We start from the raw sequence: 14,109 nt of genomic DNA on the forward strand, positions 1-14,109 counted from the left end.
GTGTCGCGCTCCTCGTCGATGGAACGCAGCGGGTGATAGTAACCACCGACGCGATTCACACACTAATTGCAACGCACCCCTTCGATTAGGCGGGCACTGACTTTCAGCGGCGACTATCCTCGTCGGCTGCCGGCAGCGTGAACGAGAAGGTCGACCCGTCGCCGGGCTCGGAGTCGACCCAGATCTCTCCGCCGTGTCGTTCGACGATCCGCTCACAGAGCGCGAGACCGATCCCCGTCCCGGCGTGTTCCTCGCGACCGTGGAGCCGCTGGAACACCTCGAAGATGCGCTCCTGATCGGACGGGTCGATGCCGATACCGTCGTCGGCGACGGACACCGTACATTTCGTTCCGTTCCGTTCCGCCGAGACGCGTATCCGCGGCGGTTCCCGCCCGCTGTACTCGATCGCGTTCGCGAGCAGATTCTGGAACACCTGCCGCAACTGCCGCTCGTCACCCCGCACGCGCGGGAGGGACTCCGCGGTAATCTCGGCATCGGCACGCTCGATTTTCACCTCGAGGTCCTTGCCGGCGTCCTCGAGAACGCGCTGTAGCGACACCGGTTCGAACTCGTTGCCCCGGGTCTCGACTCGCGAATACTGGAGCAGGCCATCGATCATGTCGCGCATGCGCTCGGCCCCGTCGACGGCGTACGCGAGGAACTCCTCGCCGTCCGCGTCGAGTTCGTCGCCGTACCGGCGCTCGATCAACTGCAGGTAACTGGAAACCATTCGCAGCGGTTCTTGCAGGTCGTGAGACGCCGCGTAGGCGAACCCCTCGAGGCGTTCGTTCGACTCCTCGAGGTCGGCGATCAGCTCCTCGAGTTCCGCCTGATACTGCCGGCGTTCGATCGCCTCGGCGAGGACGTTGGCGACGCTCTGGACGAAATTGACGTCCTCGTCGGTGAACCGTGCGGTGTCGGTATCGTGCGTCCCGAGGATCCCCCACGGGTCGTCGACCGGGCCGATGATGGTACTGATACCGCTGCGGACGTCGTGATCCGTTAGCAACGCGGGGCCGCTAAAACGGGTTTCCGTCTCCATGTCGGCGACCACGATCGGGTGATCGCTTTCGAGCGTGTACGCGGCCTGGGAGTCCGATTCGTCGGCCGATACCGTCTCCTCACCGACGAGACCGTCGCGCCAGCCGACGCCCTGCCGGAGCAGGAGTTCATCGGCCTCCTCGTCGAGGTCGAGTACCTTGCAGTACTCGTTGTCGAGGACGGTAGCAACCTGCCTGGACGCTTCGCACATGAGTTCGTCGAGGTCGTCCGTCTCGAGGGCGAGCTGGCCGAGGTCCGCTACGACCTGTTGCTGGCGCGCTCGCCGCTCGAGCTCCCGCTCTCGCTCTTTGCGCTCGGAGAGATCGCGCCCGATGCCGGCCAGCACCGGCTCGCCGTCGGGTCTCTCGAGGGCCGTGGCAGCGAATTCGTAGGGAATTCGCTCGCCGTCCCTGGTGTGGAGGTCCGCTTCGAGCTGCACGCTCCCGGTGTCGAACCCCTCCGCGATCGCGTCGGCGATCCGGTCGTGCTCGTCGGGATCGAAGAAATCCGCGGCGCTCATCGACGCGATGTCCGCGTCAGAATACCCCGTCACCTCGCAGAGGCTCTCGTTCCAGCGTTGTAGCCTGCCGTCTTCCTCGACGACGTAGAAGACGTCGTGGATAGCGTCCAGGACCTCCGCGGTGTACGCGCGGTAGTGCTCGAGGCGGTCGTTGGATCGCTCGAGTTGCTCGTTTGCCTCCTCCAGTTGGGCGACGGTGGTTTCCAGTTCCGACTGTGTGTCCTGGAGCTCTCGGTTGCGTTGCTCGAGTTCCCGCGTTCGCGTTTTGGCCGCTGCGTTGTGGATGCCGGCGGCCAGGCCCGCAACGCTGGCGAGCGATGTCAGAATGACGACCGCCGAGGGATCCTCGATGGTCTCGCCGGGCTGGAGACTGTACAGTGCGAGGACGACGAGCATGACGCCGAGCCCGCTGAGACACCACACCGCGATAGCGCCGTAGAAACCAGCGTGGATATCGAACGAGGGCAACCGGTACGCGGAGTAGATGAGGACGATGCCGGGACCGGCGATGAGAACCAGATCGATCAAAACGTTCTCGAACGGTGTACCGGCCGCGACTCGCACGAGAGACAGGACTGCAGCGAGCGCGACGAAGATCATCCCGAGGGCGATGATACTGCGTCGTCCGCCGACGACGGAGACGGAACGGCTCCGATCGATCATTGTCGTTGTTCAGGTGACTGCCGGTATGAGGGTTGTGTTCGAAACGGTGATCGCAGTCGGTTGCCGCGATCGCGGCGGACGACGTGAGCCGCCGAGCGTCCCTCTCGTCGCTCGTCGACGGACCCGACGTCCGTGATCGCCCTCGGAACTGCGCGCCGAGCGACGGGAAAACCTGTATCACGCAGTTCGCCGTCGGTTGCACCGGAGAGCGCATGACCGATTGCAAGACTCGGCGTCGTGTAAGCGAGCGGCGAATCGAACACCCAGCGTTCGCGGCCCTGTACGATCGGTGCATGCCGGACCGGTTCCTGATCGGTCGTCACCGCGAGTACCTCGCGGACGGCCTCTCCGGGCGCGTCCTCGATGTCGGTGCGGGGAACGGCGCGATGATCCCCTACGCGGCCGACCTCGGCACCGACGGCCTCGAGTACCACGCTGTCGAACCGGATCCGCACATGCGACGCCGTGCGGTCAGGACGGCCGAACGCTCCGATCTACAGGTTTACCTCCGTGGCGACCGCGCGGAGTCACTGCCGTACGTCGACGACGCGTTCGATACCGTGCTCTCGGGGCTGGTCTTCTGTACCATCGACGATCCCGACGCCGCGCTCGAGGAGGTCGCACGGGTGGTCAAGCCGGGCGGCGAACTGCGTTTCCTCGAGCACGTCCGCGCGGACGGCTGGCGGGCCCGGGCACAGGATCGTCTGAATCCGCTGTGGGAGCGCGCCGCCGGGGGCTGCCAGTTGAATCGGGAGACGGTCGAGCGCTTCGTCGGACACGACGCGTTCGACGTGCTCGAGATCGAACGCATCGGGTTCGGCGTGTTTCCGGCGGCGCCGATCGTCCGCGGGCGGCTCCGACGGCGGACCGACGGTGCTTCGCTCGGCCAGCGCGCGGCCGGGTTCTTCGAGACGGACTGACGGTGGAAACAGGGGTACCGAGTACTCCTCCGAGCGTCGCATCGGTTTTCAACCGTTGATGAGAGTCAGTATTTCTTATACGATCGCTGTCGGCTATCGAGCTATCGACTATGGCTCTCGAGGAGACCCGACGGAGCGGGGACACGGATCGGCGATCCTACCTCGCGCTCGCTGCCACGACCGTTGCAGGGACGATCGGCGCACCCGAACCGGTCGTCGCGGCGTCGAACGAGGAGTACGAGACGGTTACCGTTCCCGCGGGCGAGCGGGAGATCGTCCGGGTGAACGACGGCGAGACGTACGAACGGGTTCTGTTCGACGTCACGGCCGACGGTGCCGCGGTGACGATCGTCGCCTACGGCACGGACTGGGCCATCCGGAACGTCGCGGTTCGGGGCCAGGTCGACATGGGCGACGAAACGGTGATCGGCGCGGCCGACACCGGCGGCGGCACCTCCCGCATCGAAAACGTCTGGCTGGGCGACGGCGCGGTCTACGAGCGGAAGGGTGGCACCGGGATCTGGGTCAGGCCGGACCACGACGGCCACCTCGAGATCGATCGCGTGAACGTCCGGAACATGGGCGACAACGCCTTCTACTGTTCGGCGCCGGGTACCGGCGGCGGGGGGACGGTCGCCCTGCGGAACTGCTACGCGGCGAACTGCTGGATCTCCCACTATCGGCTCGCCCGGGGGATCGTCGACGACTGCGTTGCGGCGGTGACCGACGACCGCCGGTATCGGCAGGGACGGGGCGTCTGGGCGTGGCCGCCCGGCCCGGTCCTGGTTCGGGACTGTCAGTTCGCGATGAACGGGGAGCACTACTCCTTCGTCCCCGGTGCGAACGACACCGGGAGCGACGTTTACGTCGACGACACGCAGTGGGACGACGATTTCCACGGGGGCTGGACCGACCACCACGGCGGCACGGTGAGCTTCGGCTCGAACACCGGCACCGACCCGCACGACGTCGTCCCCGAGGGGTGTCCGACGTCGGCCTCGTCGGCGCTCGAGCCGTAGCTCTCCCCTCGGCTCCGGTCACCGTGCCGTGTCCACGCTTTCGAGGGCAACCGCGGCGTGGGGACAGGGTCCAGTCCCGTGCGACGTAAACTCATAGTAGGCCGCAGCCGTAGTTCCGCGCAGAACCATGTTCGACGACCGAACCGACGCCGGCGAACGGCTCGCTGCGGAGGTCAATGCTCGCGACCTCGAGGTCGACGTCGTCCTGGGAATCCCGCGCGGCGCACTGCCCGTCGCGCGGCCGGTCGCCGACGCCCTCGAGGCCGACCTCGACGTAGTCGTCGCGCGCAAGCTGGGCGCGCCGCAGAATCCCGAGGTGGCGCTGGGCGCGGTCGCCAGCGACGGCAGCGTCTGGGAGAACGACGACCTGATCGACCGGCTGAGCGTCTCCGAGGAGTACCTCGCGGACGTCCGGGCCGAGGAGGCCGACAACGCGCGCGAGAAGGCGGACCGATACCGCGAGGAGGACGGGCTGCCCGACCTGAAGGGGAAGAGAGTCCTCGTCGTCGACGACGGCGTCGCCACCGGTGCGACGGCGACCGCCTGTCTCCGGCAGGTACGGGAGACCGGGGCCGAGTGGGTCGGCCTGGCCGTGCCCGTTGGCTCTCCGCGAGCCGTCGCGGACCTCGAGCGGGAGGCCGACGAGGTGATCGCCCTCGAGACGCCCGCGGAGTTCCGGGCCGTGGGCCAGTTCTACCGGCAGTTCGGACAGGTGACCGACGAGGAGGCGCTCGAGTACCTCGCTCGAGAGTCCTGAAACGGGACCAGTAGTCGATCCGGACGAACGACGCACACCACGCGAAACGGAAACCCGACGTGCGGTGGCGCGCGCTGTCGGCCGGCCGAGCGAGAGCGAGGGTGGCCGTCGATCATGCGCGAGGTTTTCGCGAACCCGTGAGCGAAAGCTTGTCAGTGCTTGCACTGACAGCGGATGAGCGAGGGAGGAATGACTGAGCGTTAGCGCGGAACCGAAGGTTCCGCGAACCATCCGAACGGGCGCTGTGCGCCCGTGAGGAGAAATCGGCTGGAGAGGGAGTGGTCGTTCCCCGTTGCCACAGTAGCAGGACACTTCGTCTCCAGTTACCCTCATCTGGCCGGGGTAACCGTGAGACGGGAACGGTGCCCCATCACGGTTCGGCGCATCTGCTCTCTTACGGCCACAGCCCGCGCACCTCGTGTGCCTCGGCGATTCGATCGAGCGCGACGGCGTAGGCGGCGTCGCGCCACGTCACGTCTCGCCGCTCGACCTCGTCTTTCAGCGCGGTCCAGGCCCGCACCATCTCGGACTCGAGTTCCTCGTTGACCCGCTCGAGGGACCACGCGCGGCGATTGATGTCCTGGAGCCACTCGAAGTAGCTGACCGTGACGCCGCCGGCGTTGGCGAGGATGTCGGGAATCACGTGGATACCGCGTTCCTCGAGGATTGTGTCGGCGGCGAACGTCGTCGGGCCGTTCGCGCCTTCGACGACGATGTCGGCCCGCACCGCGTCGGCGTTGTCCGCCGTGATGACGTTGCCGACGGCGGCCGGGACGAGGACGTCGACGTCGAGCTCGAGAAGGTCCTCGTTCGAGAGCCGACGCGGTCCGTCGGCTCCCTCCTCGAGCGTGGTCGCGAACTGGGTGACGGCTTCCGGCTCCTCGTCGTGGGAGGGGATCGCCCCCACGTCGATTCCGTCCGGGTCGTAGACCGCGCCGTTGACGTCGCTGACGGCGACGATCGTCGCGCCCCAGTCCTCGAGCAGGCGGGCGGCGTTCGCGCCGACGCTGCCGAAGCCCTGGACGGCGACGGTCGTCTCGGACAGCGGGTAGTCGTAGTACTCGCAGGTCTCACGGGTGACGATGGCGACGCTCCGACCGGGCGCTTCCTCGCGGCCGTAGCTGCCGCCGACGACCGGCGGCTTGCCGGTGACGACGCCGGGGATGGTCTCACCTTCCTGCATGCTGTAGGCGTCCATCAGCCAGGCCATCGTCTGCGGGTCGGTGCCCATGTCCGGTGCCGGAATATCCGTGTTCGGGCCGATAACGTCGCGGATTTCCTGCGTGAACCGGCGCGTGAGCCGTTCCTTCTCGTCGTCGCTCAGCGACTTGGGATCGACGACGATGCCGCCTTTCGCGCCGCCGAAGGGGAGGTCCATCACCGCGCACTTCCAGGTCATCCACATCGACAGTCCGACGCACTCGTCGCGGGTCACGTCGGGGTGGTAGCGCAGTCCGCCCTTGTAGGGCCCGCGGACGCTGTCGTGATGGGCCCTGTAGCCGGTGAAGACCTCGACCGATCCGTCGTCGCGCTCGAGCGGAACCGTCACCTCGTGGACCGCCGTGGGATGTTGGAGCCGCTCGAGGGCGGCGTCGTCGACGTCCAACTGCGCGGCGACGCGCTCGAGCTGTCGGCGCGCGGTCTCGAGGGCGGTTTCGGGATCGGTCGATTCGGCCGTCGCTTCTCGGGTCGGTGGTGAAGAACGGTCCTGAGAGGACATACTTACTCGATCGGTGTCCGTCGATTACGCATCTCGGCACCGCACTCGGGACAGGTGTTCGACTTGGACGTCCGGACGACGGTTCCGCAATCGAAACACTCGTAGGTCGATTCCGACTCGGGGTCGAGTTCGGCGTCTTTGTAGGTCATGATAGCAACGACGAACGTGTCCGATTCGGACGGTCGTCGCATTCAGGAATACAAGGTATATTAGGATGAGGATAGCCGTCAGATAACTAGCGTCGGCGAATGAATAGGGTTCACTATTCAACACCATGTGAACGGTTTGCCGGCAGTCCGATCTCGTCGAAGACGACGTCGAAGAGTTTCCGCTGGGCGGTCCGGATGTGCCGGTAGAACGCCGCCGGCGAAATGTCGAGCGCGTCGGCGACGTCTTCCCCCGAGTTTTCGCGGGGCGACTCGAAATACCCGCCGTAGTACGCGAGCTGGACGACCTCGAGCTGTCGGTCCGTGAGCCGGTCGCGCAGTTTCGCGTCGAGGTCGCGGAGCGTCGCTCGCTCGACGGTCCGTTTCGATCGGAGTTCGACGTCCGAAAACGCCGCCGAGACGACGTCGGCGCTCTCCCTCGCGTCGACGGACCGGGGAACGTCGACCACGACGCGAGCGGTCGAGGGGGTCGCCTCGATGCCCCGCAACACCACGCCGTGATCCGCGAGTCGGAGAGCGAGCGCCGGCCGCGAGAGGTGCAAGAGGACCGCACCGCCGGCATCGGCGTCGGCATCAGTGTCGCCAGCGGTCGCCTCAGACCCGCCGTCGCCGCTTCCCCGTCCGGTACTGCCGATGACCTGTGCGCGCTCGACGCTCACGAGGTCCTCGGCCGCGGTCGCGACTGCCTCCGGCGTCGCCCCGTCGACGGTCGCGAACACCGACGCCCCGTCCTCGTCCTGGCGAACGCCCCCGTCGAACGAGAGCACGGCGTCGGTCCGCCGGGCGAGACGACCGAAAATGAACGAGTCGTCGCCCACCTCGAACTCGAGTCGCGTGCTCGCGCCGGAGACCAGCGCGCGCTTTCGCTCGACCGCGGCGATCGCGGAGGCGATCGTCTCGCCGAGTTCCGCGAGGACGGTACGAATCATGTCGTCGACCGCCTCGGGCCGGTCGGCGTAGACGGTCAAGACGCCGTACGTGAACTCGTCGTAGGACAGCGGGACGCTCACGACCGACTGGAACTCGCAGGCGAGCGCCGTCGACCGCCACGGTTCGTCGCGCAGTCCGTCGGCGACGTTGGACACGACGGTGACGTCTCGATCGACCGCCGTCCTGACTGCGGGCTCGCTCGCGTCCAGTGAGAGCGACACGCTATCGAGGTACTCCCGCCCGGTCGTCGCACCGCCGTGTGCGCGCGATTCGAGGCGTTCGCGACCGGCGTCGGCGATCCCGATCCAGGCGAACGAGAACCGGTCGGCGGCGGTGAGCCGGTCGCAAACGGCGCGTTCGATCTCCTCGCGGGTCTCCGCCCTGACCAGCGCCTGATCGAGCTCCCTGATGATCTCGTTGATCCCGTTGAGCCGAGTGAGCTGTCGGTTCCGGGCCTCGAGTTCCCGGTCCCGTTCGCGCAGCGTTCGCTCCCGCTCGACCCGGTCGAGCGCGGCTTCCGCGGTCGCCGCGAGGAGATCGGTGAGCTCCCGGGAGACGTCGTCGAACGCGTCCGACTCCGTCGATCCGACGACGAAGACGCCGTGATCCCCCAGCGGGACGTACGCGGCGCTTCGCAGGTCGGTTCCCGGCTTCGAGAGCGACGGGGAGTCGTGAACGTTCGCGAAGAATCGACTCTCGCCGTCGACGAAGACGCGACCGGGAATGCTGTCGTCCGTCGCCCGGTGGTCGCGGACCGGCCCGTGTAACTGCTCCGTCCCCGGTGCGGACGCGGCCGCCCGCAACACGTTCTCGTCCGTATCGAACAGGTACGCGGCGCTCGCTTCGAGGTCGAGGACGTCCGTCGCGTCCTCGACGACGATGTCGGCGATCTCGCGGTCGGTTTCGGCGTACAGGAGGTCTCGGGCGGTTCGGTGAAGCGCCGTCAGCGCCTCCTCACGGCGCTTTCGCTTCGTCACGTCCCGGCAACTGTAGAGGGTCGTCCCGCCCTGAATCGAGACTTCGCGGACGTTGACCAGCAACGTGTGCTCGCGCCCTGCCCGGTCGGTCGCCGTACACTCGATGTTGGTCAACACGCCCGCCGCCTCGAGGTCGTCGCGATCGTAGAGGTCAGCACCGAGCAGTTCGTCGATCGTCCCCATTTCGCGAATTTCCTCGTCCGAATAGCCGAAGATGAAGTGGACGTTCGGACAGACGTAGGTGAACGCGCCGTCGTCGTCCGTGATGAGGACGGTGTCGGTCATGTTGTTGAGCGTCACCCGGTGGAGCTCCTCGGACTCGCGGAGCTCCCGCTCGAGTCGGGCGCGTTCGGTGACGTCGGTCGCCCGGGCGAGCAGCGAGACGACGGTACCGGAGTCGTCGCGGACCGGCCGGACCGTCACCTCGAAGGTGTCCGCATCGGTCGGATCGGCGGGTTCGCTCGCGGATTCGCCGCCGTCACCCTCCGTCCCCCCGGCGCCGTCGGCGCGGACTCGCGTCAGGTCACGGTGTGCGATCTCGCCGCTCGCCGCCCGTTCGACTGCCTCACGGATCGCAGTCCGACCGTCCGCGGTCTCCCGCCACCAGGGGAGGTCCCGAAACGGCCGGCCCCGGACGTCGCTCGCGGCCGCGCCGATCGCCTCGAGCGCCGGCTCGCTGGCCCGCTGCACGGTGCCGTCCGGCTCCAGAACCCACGAGTACGTCTCCGGATCCTCGAAGATCGCGTCGAACCGGCGCGCACGCGTTCGCAGTCGGCGTTGCTCGCGGCCCGTCGAGACCGCTCGTTCGATCGCCGCCCGATACTCCTCGGTCGGGTCGCCGGTGCCGTCGGATGAAACGTACGCCGTGACGCCCGCGGCGATCGCCTCCCCGGCCAGTGACTCGCTCCCGTCGTCCGGGGCGAGCACGACCGGGAGGTCAGGATTTCGCTCGCGAATCGTCTCGAGGAGATCCAGTCCGGTCGCGTCTCCGTCCGGAAGGGACTGTGCGGTCAGGAGACAGTCGACGGGGTTCCTCTCGAGGTAGTCGACCGCGGCGGCTGCGGTCGATACCGTGGTAACGTCCAGCGGCCGGTCCTCGAGGGCGCTATCGAGCGCATCGAGTCCCCGCTCGGGGAGCGCGACGGCGAGGAGTCGGGCGTCGTCGCGCGGTCGTACGGGAGGCATTCGTCTCCCGTACGGTCCCCTGCGGATAGAAAGCATCGTTCCGTCCGCGCTCGCCGCGACCGACACCCGTTCACCGCTCGAGTCCGTACGAACGCCCATGCGCGTTGCCGTCACCGTCGACGATCGGGAACCCGCCGGACTCGCCGAGGCGGTCCGAACCCATTCCGACGTCGTCGACGTGACCGTCGAACGGCTGTCGAGTGGCGACCTCGCCATCGGTTCGGTCGGGTTCGAACGCAAGACGCCCCGGGACTACGTCTCCAGTGCCATGAGCCGAAGCGGACCGGACCTCACCGACCAGGTCAAGCGAATGGCGGACTCGTACGACCACGCCTACGTCCTGCTCGAGGGGGAGTTCGCCGATCTCGAGTCGCTTCGAACCACCGTCTCTCCGGCGTCGGTTCGGGGGTCGATGGCGTCGATTACCGCCCGGCAGGGGGTCCCCGTCATCCCCTGTACGGACCGCCGACGGCTGATCGACTTCGCGATCCGACTCGGTCGGAAACACGTCGAAGATCCGACGACGGTCCGGCTCCCGACCGGGTCGGTCCCGAGCCGCCGTGAACCCACGACGAAGCGGATGTACGGTTGCGTCGAGGGGATCGGTCCCGAGCTCGCGGCGACGCTGTACGATCGGTATCCGACCGTCGAGTCCTTGCTCGAGGCGAGCCGCCACGATCTCACCGCGATCGACGGAATCGGTCCCACGCGAGCCGAGACGATTTACTCGGCGGTTCGTGACGACGGAAGTCGCGACTAACGTCGTTCGTCGTATCGCGGCCGCAAAAACCGTCCGAAGCGCCCTATCGGATCTCGTCCACCGAGACGGCCTCGTGCTCGGAGACGGCGATCCAGGCGTCGTCTCGAGCGATGTCGGCGATAACGAGGTGCGATCGACCGTCGATCTCGTCGATCGCCGCGACGACGTCGCTCGACCCTTCCGCCTCCCGTCCGACCGATGTCGCTTCGGGTGCCATGTTCAGATATTCACACACTCCGGTCATGAATGTTCCGGAATAGCCCGAGATAGTAGTTGAACATAGATTTGACTTCGGCTATTTAGTTTACATTCGGAACTTATATGCGGAGTTCTCGAACGGCGGGCTTCGCGACGGGGAACTCGTCAGTCGTCGGGTACGACCGACCGGACGTGGCCGACGGCACCGCTTTTCAGCTTCACGTGTGCGCCGTCCGGCTCGTCGCCGTGGATCGTTCCGATCTCGCCGATGATCGGCTCCGTATCCTCGGACTGCGGATCCGCATCGTCCTGTACGATTTCCACGGTCATCCCCTGTCGCAACTCGTCGGCGGTCGGGCGGTCGGTAGACATGGGAGGAGGTGAGCCGGGTATTTCGAAAAGCGTGGTGCCTGCACTCGCTTCTCCTCCCGAAGCGTGCGCTCCGGGTCGAACGACTCGCGTTACTCGTCGTCGTCGAACTCGAGGGCGACGGAGTTGATGCAGTAGCGCTTGCCCGTCGGATCCGGGCCGTCCTCGAAGACGTGGCCGAGGTGGCCCCCGCAGTCGGCACACAGGACCTCGGTGCGGCGCATGCCGTGGCTCGTGTCGGTTCGGGTTTCGACTCGGTCGTCGTCGACGTCGTAGAAGCTCGGCCAGCCGCAGCCGGAGTCGAACTTCGTCTCCGAATCGAACAGTTCGGCCCCGCAGCCGGCACAGGCGTACGAGCCATCCTCCTTGTGATCGACGAACTCACCACTAAACGGGGTTTCAGTGCCTGCTTCGCGGAGGATTCGATACTCTTCCTCGCTCAGTCGGTCGCGCCACTCGTCGTCCGTCGTCGGACCGTGATCTGCCTCGTTGCTCATGGTCGCTCTTGGGGCGAGACGTTCAAGAGTCTGTCTGCGTCGTCGGTCCGAGCGCGATCACTGGACGGGTGAAGAGGAACGGCCGCATCGAATCGCCCGTTCGAGCGACGTCACCGACTTGTGATGACGTCCGTGCTCTCGCAGTCGGGACACTGGGTCATCCGACCGAGTTTCGGGACCTCGATCCGCCGCCACTCGTCGTCACCGCCCGGCGCTTCGAACCCGCAGTTCCGACACCGTGACAGTTCGTGCGTGATCTGGCTTCCCATATGTCGGACTATGCTGTAGACTCACATAGGCGTTTGTTCGCACGGTCGAGACCGTCACGGGTTCCAACGGGTCCCGCGACCGATCGCCGGGAGACGACCGGTCGCCGGAACGCCACGGGTGACAGGGTGTGCGTGGACACTGCGGTTCGTTCGAGCCGGACACGGCCACGCGAGTCGTGCGTGAACCGACCCGTCCGGTTCCGCTGGTTTCGATCGGAGATCGTCTCGTCGGAAGCGCCATCGGCGCTCGAGTCGTCGTCGAACTGATGAACGTCCGGCAGCCCTGATCTCCATGCATGTCATCCACAAACGGTCATAAAAGCGTTGCCCGGGCGTATCCTCGGAAGAACCGGTACGACAGACGGTCGGGATAGGGACACGCCGTGTCGAACGAGCAGACCGCCGACGAGCCCGGCGAGCGCAGTCACAGCGGCGGGCGCTCCGAATCCGACGCGCCTCGTGATCACGCGTGCCAATCATATTAAGCTGGATCAGATCGTACCCCCGGGCGATGGTCTCTCGGAACGAACTCACTGCAGCGACGCTCGACACGCTCCCGATCACCGTCGCCGTCCTCGACGACGAGGGCGAAATCCTGCTGACCAACCGATCGTGGCGCGAGTTCGGCTCCGGGACTGACGACCACGTCGGCGCCGACTACATCGCGACTACGGCGACCGCGGACGACGAACACGCTCGCCGAGCGGTGACGGGAATCGAAGCCGTCCTCGCTGGCGATCGAGACTCGTTCACGATGGAGTATCCGTGCCACTCGCCCGATCAAAAGCGGTGGTTCATGATGCGCGCCAGTCCGTTTCACGAGGACGGGGATCGGCTGGTCTCGCTCGTCCACCTCGATATCACCGAGCGGAAACTGGCGGAGATCGCCGCCGAGGAAAACGCCAGGCAGGTACGCGAGGAACGAGAGGCGCTCGAGCACGTCCTCGAGCGGGTCGACGGCCTCGTTCGGAACGTCACCGACGCGGCCGTCGGTGCGGAGACGCGCGAAGCGATCGAGCGCGAGGTCTGTACGTGTCTCGCGGAGACCGATCCGTACGTCCTCGCGTGGATCGGCCGAGCCGACGTGACGAATCAGCGACTCTCACCGCGAGAGTGGGCCAGTCAGGGAACGGTCCCGCTGGAGGACGACGAACTCATCATCGGGACCGACGAGACACATCCGGCCGTTCGAGCGTTCGCGGACGGCGAAGCGCAGGTGACTCGGGACCTCGACGCGTTCGAGGAGGCCGACCGATGGTGGCCGACGGGAGCGAGCGAGCACTTCCAGTCCGTCGCCGCCCTCCCCCTTACGTACGGCGATATCACGTACGGCGTGCTGGTCGTCTTCGCGAGCGAGACCGACGCGTTCGACGAGCGGGAATTGCTCGTCCTCGAGTCGCTGAGCGAAACGATCGCGACCGCGATGAACGCGCTCGAGGTCAGGCGGATGCTCACGACCGAAACCGTCGTCTCGATCGAGGTCGCGATCGAGGACCCGTCGCTGTTCGTCACCGGCCTGTCCGAGACGCTCGACACCGCGATCAGCTATCGGGGGCTGACGTACGACGCGGACGGTACCCCGCTCCTGTTCCTCCACGCCGATCGCGAGATCGATGCCGACAGCGTCGAAGACACCGCTCTGGACGGCTCCGACGTGACGATCCTCTCCGAGACCGAGGACGGAGCCGTCCTCGAGGTCGCCGCCGAGGACGGCCTGGTAACGGCACTGAGCGAGCACGGCGGCGTGATTCGGGAGCTGACGGTCACTGATACCGTCGCGGACCTCTCCGTCGAACTACCGGACGGCCGGTCCGCGCGATCGGCGTACGACCTCCTCGAAGACCGATACGACCGCGTCGAACTCGTCAGCTACCACGAAACCGAGGAACCGGCCCAGACTCGACAGGACGTCACGTCGCGACTCGAGTCCTCGTTGACGGACCGACAGCTCATGGCGGTACGCAAGGCCTATTACGCGAACTACTTCGAGTGGCCCCGCGACGTGTCGGGCGAGGAATTGGCCGAATCGATGGACATCTCCCGATCGACGTTCCACCAGCACCTGCGGACCGCCCAGCGAAAACTACTCGACGAAGTGCTCGAGTGAGCCCGTCGGA

General features: G+C 66.6%; 13 protein-coding genes. 5 read left to right on the forward strand and 8 right to left on the reverse strand.

The features are described 5' to 3' along the window. Positions 1–103: 103 nt before the first annotated feature. On the reverse strand, positions 104–2,224 hold the full coding sequence (locus NDI89_RS01120) for an ATP-binding protein (RefSeq protein ID WP_277519652.1): 2,121 nt from the start codon (positions 2,222–2,224) through the stop codon (positions 104–106). Between the two features lie 212 nt (positions 2,225–2,436). Between NDI89_RS01120 and NDI89_RS01125 the strand changes: the two genes are divergently transcribed. The 3 genes from NDI89_RS01125 to NDI89_RS01135 all read left to right on the forward strand — a co-directional run bounded on the left by NDI89_RS01125 (position 2,437) and on the right by NDI89_RS01135 (position 4,920). Further along, a complete protein-coding gene (locus NDI89_RS01125; protein ID WP_277519653.1) occupies positions 2,437–3,144 on the forward strand; it encodes a class I SAM-dependent methyltransferase in 708 nt (235 codons plus the stop codon). 110 nt (positions 3,145–3,254) lie between these two features. Beyond that, positions 3,255–4,163, forward strand: coding sequence for a hypothetical protein (locus NDI89_RS01130; RefSeq protein ID WP_277519654.1), 909 nt, complete (start codon positions 3,255–3,257; stop codon positions 4,161–4,163). A gap of 127 nt (positions 4,164–4,290) precedes the next feature. Further along, entirely contained in the window at positions 4,291–4,920 is a 630-nt protein-coding gene (locus tag NDI89_RS01135; RefSeq protein ID WP_277519655.1) for a phosphoribosyltransferase, read from the forward strand. A 394-nt stretch (positions 4,921–5,314) separates the two neighbouring features. On the opposite strand, the gene gdhB is transcribed toward NDI89_RS01135, so the two are convergent. The 3 genes from gdhB to NDI89_RS01150 form a co-directional block, all read right to left on the reverse strand. Then, positions 5,315–6,640 (reverse strand): glutamate dehydrogenase GdhB, encoded by a 1,326-nt coding sequence (gene gdhB / locus NDI89_RS01140; RefSeq protein WP_277519656.1) that lies wholly within the window; start codon positions 6,638–6,640, stop codon positions 5,315–5,317. Between the two features lie 2 nt (positions 6,641–6,642). Further along, positions 6,643–6,789, reverse strand: coding sequence for a rubrerythrin-like domain-containing protein (locus NDI89_RS01145; RefSeq protein ID WP_277520489.1), 147 nt, complete (start codon positions 6,787–6,789; stop codon positions 6,643–6,645). A 113-nt stretch (positions 6,790–6,902) separates the two neighbouring features. Continuing rightward, a complete protein-coding gene (locus NDI89_RS01150; protein WP_277519657.1) occupies positions 6,903–9,899 on the reverse strand; it encodes a bacterio-opsin activator domain-containing protein in 2,997 nt (998 codons plus the stop codon). Between the two features lie 97 nt (positions 9,900–9,996). Here NDI89_RS01150 and NDI89_RS01155 point away from each other — a divergent pair, with 97 nt between their 5' ends. Next, entirely contained in the window at positions 9,997–10,659 is a 663-nt protein-coding gene (locus NDI89_RS01155; protein WP_277519659.1) for an ERCC4 domain-containing protein, read from the forward strand. 43 nt (positions 10,660–10,702) lie between these two features. Here the strand turns inward: NDI89_RS01155 and NDI89_RS01160 are convergent, their stop codons facing one another. The 4 genes from NDI89_RS01160 to NDI89_RS01175 form a co-directional block, all read right to left on the reverse strand. Further along, on the reverse strand, positions 10,703–10,876 hold the full coding sequence (locus tag NDI89_RS01160) for a DUF7556 family protein (protein ID WP_277519660.1): 174 nt from the start codon (positions 10,874–10,876) through the stop codon (positions 10,703–10,705). 146 nt (positions 10,877–11,022) lie between these two features. Next, on the reverse strand, positions 11,023–11,229 hold the full coding sequence (locus NDI89_RS01165) for a DUF2196 domain-containing protein (protein ID WP_277519661.1): 207 nt from the start codon (positions 11,227–11,229) through the stop codon (positions 11,023–11,025). A gap of 89 nt (positions 11,230–11,318) precedes the next feature. Further along, entirely contained in the window at positions 11,319–11,723 is a 405-nt protein-coding gene (msrB, locus tag NDI89_RS01170; RefSeq protein WP_277519662.1) for a peptide-methionine (R)-S-oxide reductase MsrB, read from the reverse strand. Positions 11,724–11,833: 110 nt separating this feature from the next. Continuing rightward, on the reverse strand, positions 11,834–11,992 hold the full coding sequence (locus NDI89_RS01175; protein WP_277519664.1) for a hypothetical protein: 159 nt from the start codon (positions 11,990–11,992) through the stop codon (positions 11,834–11,836). 511 nt (positions 11,993–12,503) lie between these two features. Here NDI89_RS01175 and NDI89_RS01180 point away from each other — a divergent pair. Beyond that, complete coding sequence (locus tag NDI89_RS01180) at positions 12,504–14,099, forward strand: bacterio-opsin activator domain-containing protein (protein ID WP_277519665.1); 1,596 nt, start codon at positions 12,504–12,506, stop codon at positions 14,097–14,099. Positions 14,100–14,109: the final 10 nt, after the last annotated feature.

The organism is Natrinema salsiterrestre, from assembly GCF_029502005.1.
GTDB lineage: Archaea > Halobacteriota > Halobacteria > Halobacteriales > Natrialbaceae > Natrinema > Natrinema salsiterrestre.

Bases quoted from the DNA above. Each gene is read 5' to 3' on its own strand.
- NDI89_RS01120 (WP_277519652.1), bottom strand. From the start codon at position 2,224: ATGATCGATCGGAGCCGTTCCGTCTCCGTCGTCGGCGGACGACGCAGT.
- NDI89_RS01125 (WP_277519653.1), top strand. From the start codon at position 2,437: ATGACCGATTGCAAGACTCGGCGTCGTGTAAGCGAGCGGCGAATCGAA.
- NDI89_RS01130 (WP_277519654.1), top strand. From the start codon at position 3,255: ATGGCTCTCGAGGAGACCCGACGGAGCGGGGACACGGATCGGCGATCC.
- NDI89_RS01135 (WP_277519655.1), top strand. From the start codon at position 4,291: ATGTTCGACGACCGAACCGACGCCGGCGAACGGCTCGCTGCGGAGGTC.
- gdhB (WP_277519656.1), bottom strand. From the start codon at position 6,640: ATGTCCTCTCAGGACCGTTCTTCACCACCGACCCGAGAAGCGACGGCC.
- NDI89_RS01145 (WP_277520489.1), bottom strand. From the start codon at position 6,789: ATGACCTACAAAGACGCCGAACTCGACCCCGAGTCGGAATCGACCTAC.
- NDI89_RS01150 (WP_277519657.1), bottom strand. From the start codon at position 9,899: ATGCCTCCCGTACGACCGCGCGACGACGCCCGACTCCTCGCCGTCGCG.
- NDI89_RS01155 (WP_277519659.1), top strand. From the start codon at position 9,997: ATGCGCGTTGCCGTCACCGTCGACGATCGGGAACCCGCCGGACTCGCC.
- NDI89_RS01160 (WP_277519660.1), bottom strand. From the start codon at position 10,876: ATGGCACCCGAAGCGACATCGGTCGGACGGGAGGCGGAAGGGTCGAGC.
- NDI89_RS01165 (WP_277519661.1), bottom strand. From the start codon at position 11,229: ATGTCTACCGACCGCCCGACCGCCGACGAGTTGCGACAGGGGATGACC.
- msrB (WP_277519662.1), bottom strand. From the start codon at position 11,723: ATGAGCAACGAGGCAGATCACGGTCCGACGACGGACGACGAGTGGCGC.
- NDI89_RS01175 (WP_277519664.1), bottom strand. From the start codon at position 11,992: ATGGGAAGCCAGATCACGCACGAACTGTCACGGTGTCGGAACTGCGGG.
- NDI89_RS01180 (WP_277519665.1), top strand. From the start codon at position 12,504: ATGGTCTCTCGGAACGAACTCACTGCAGCGACGCTCGACACGCTCCCG.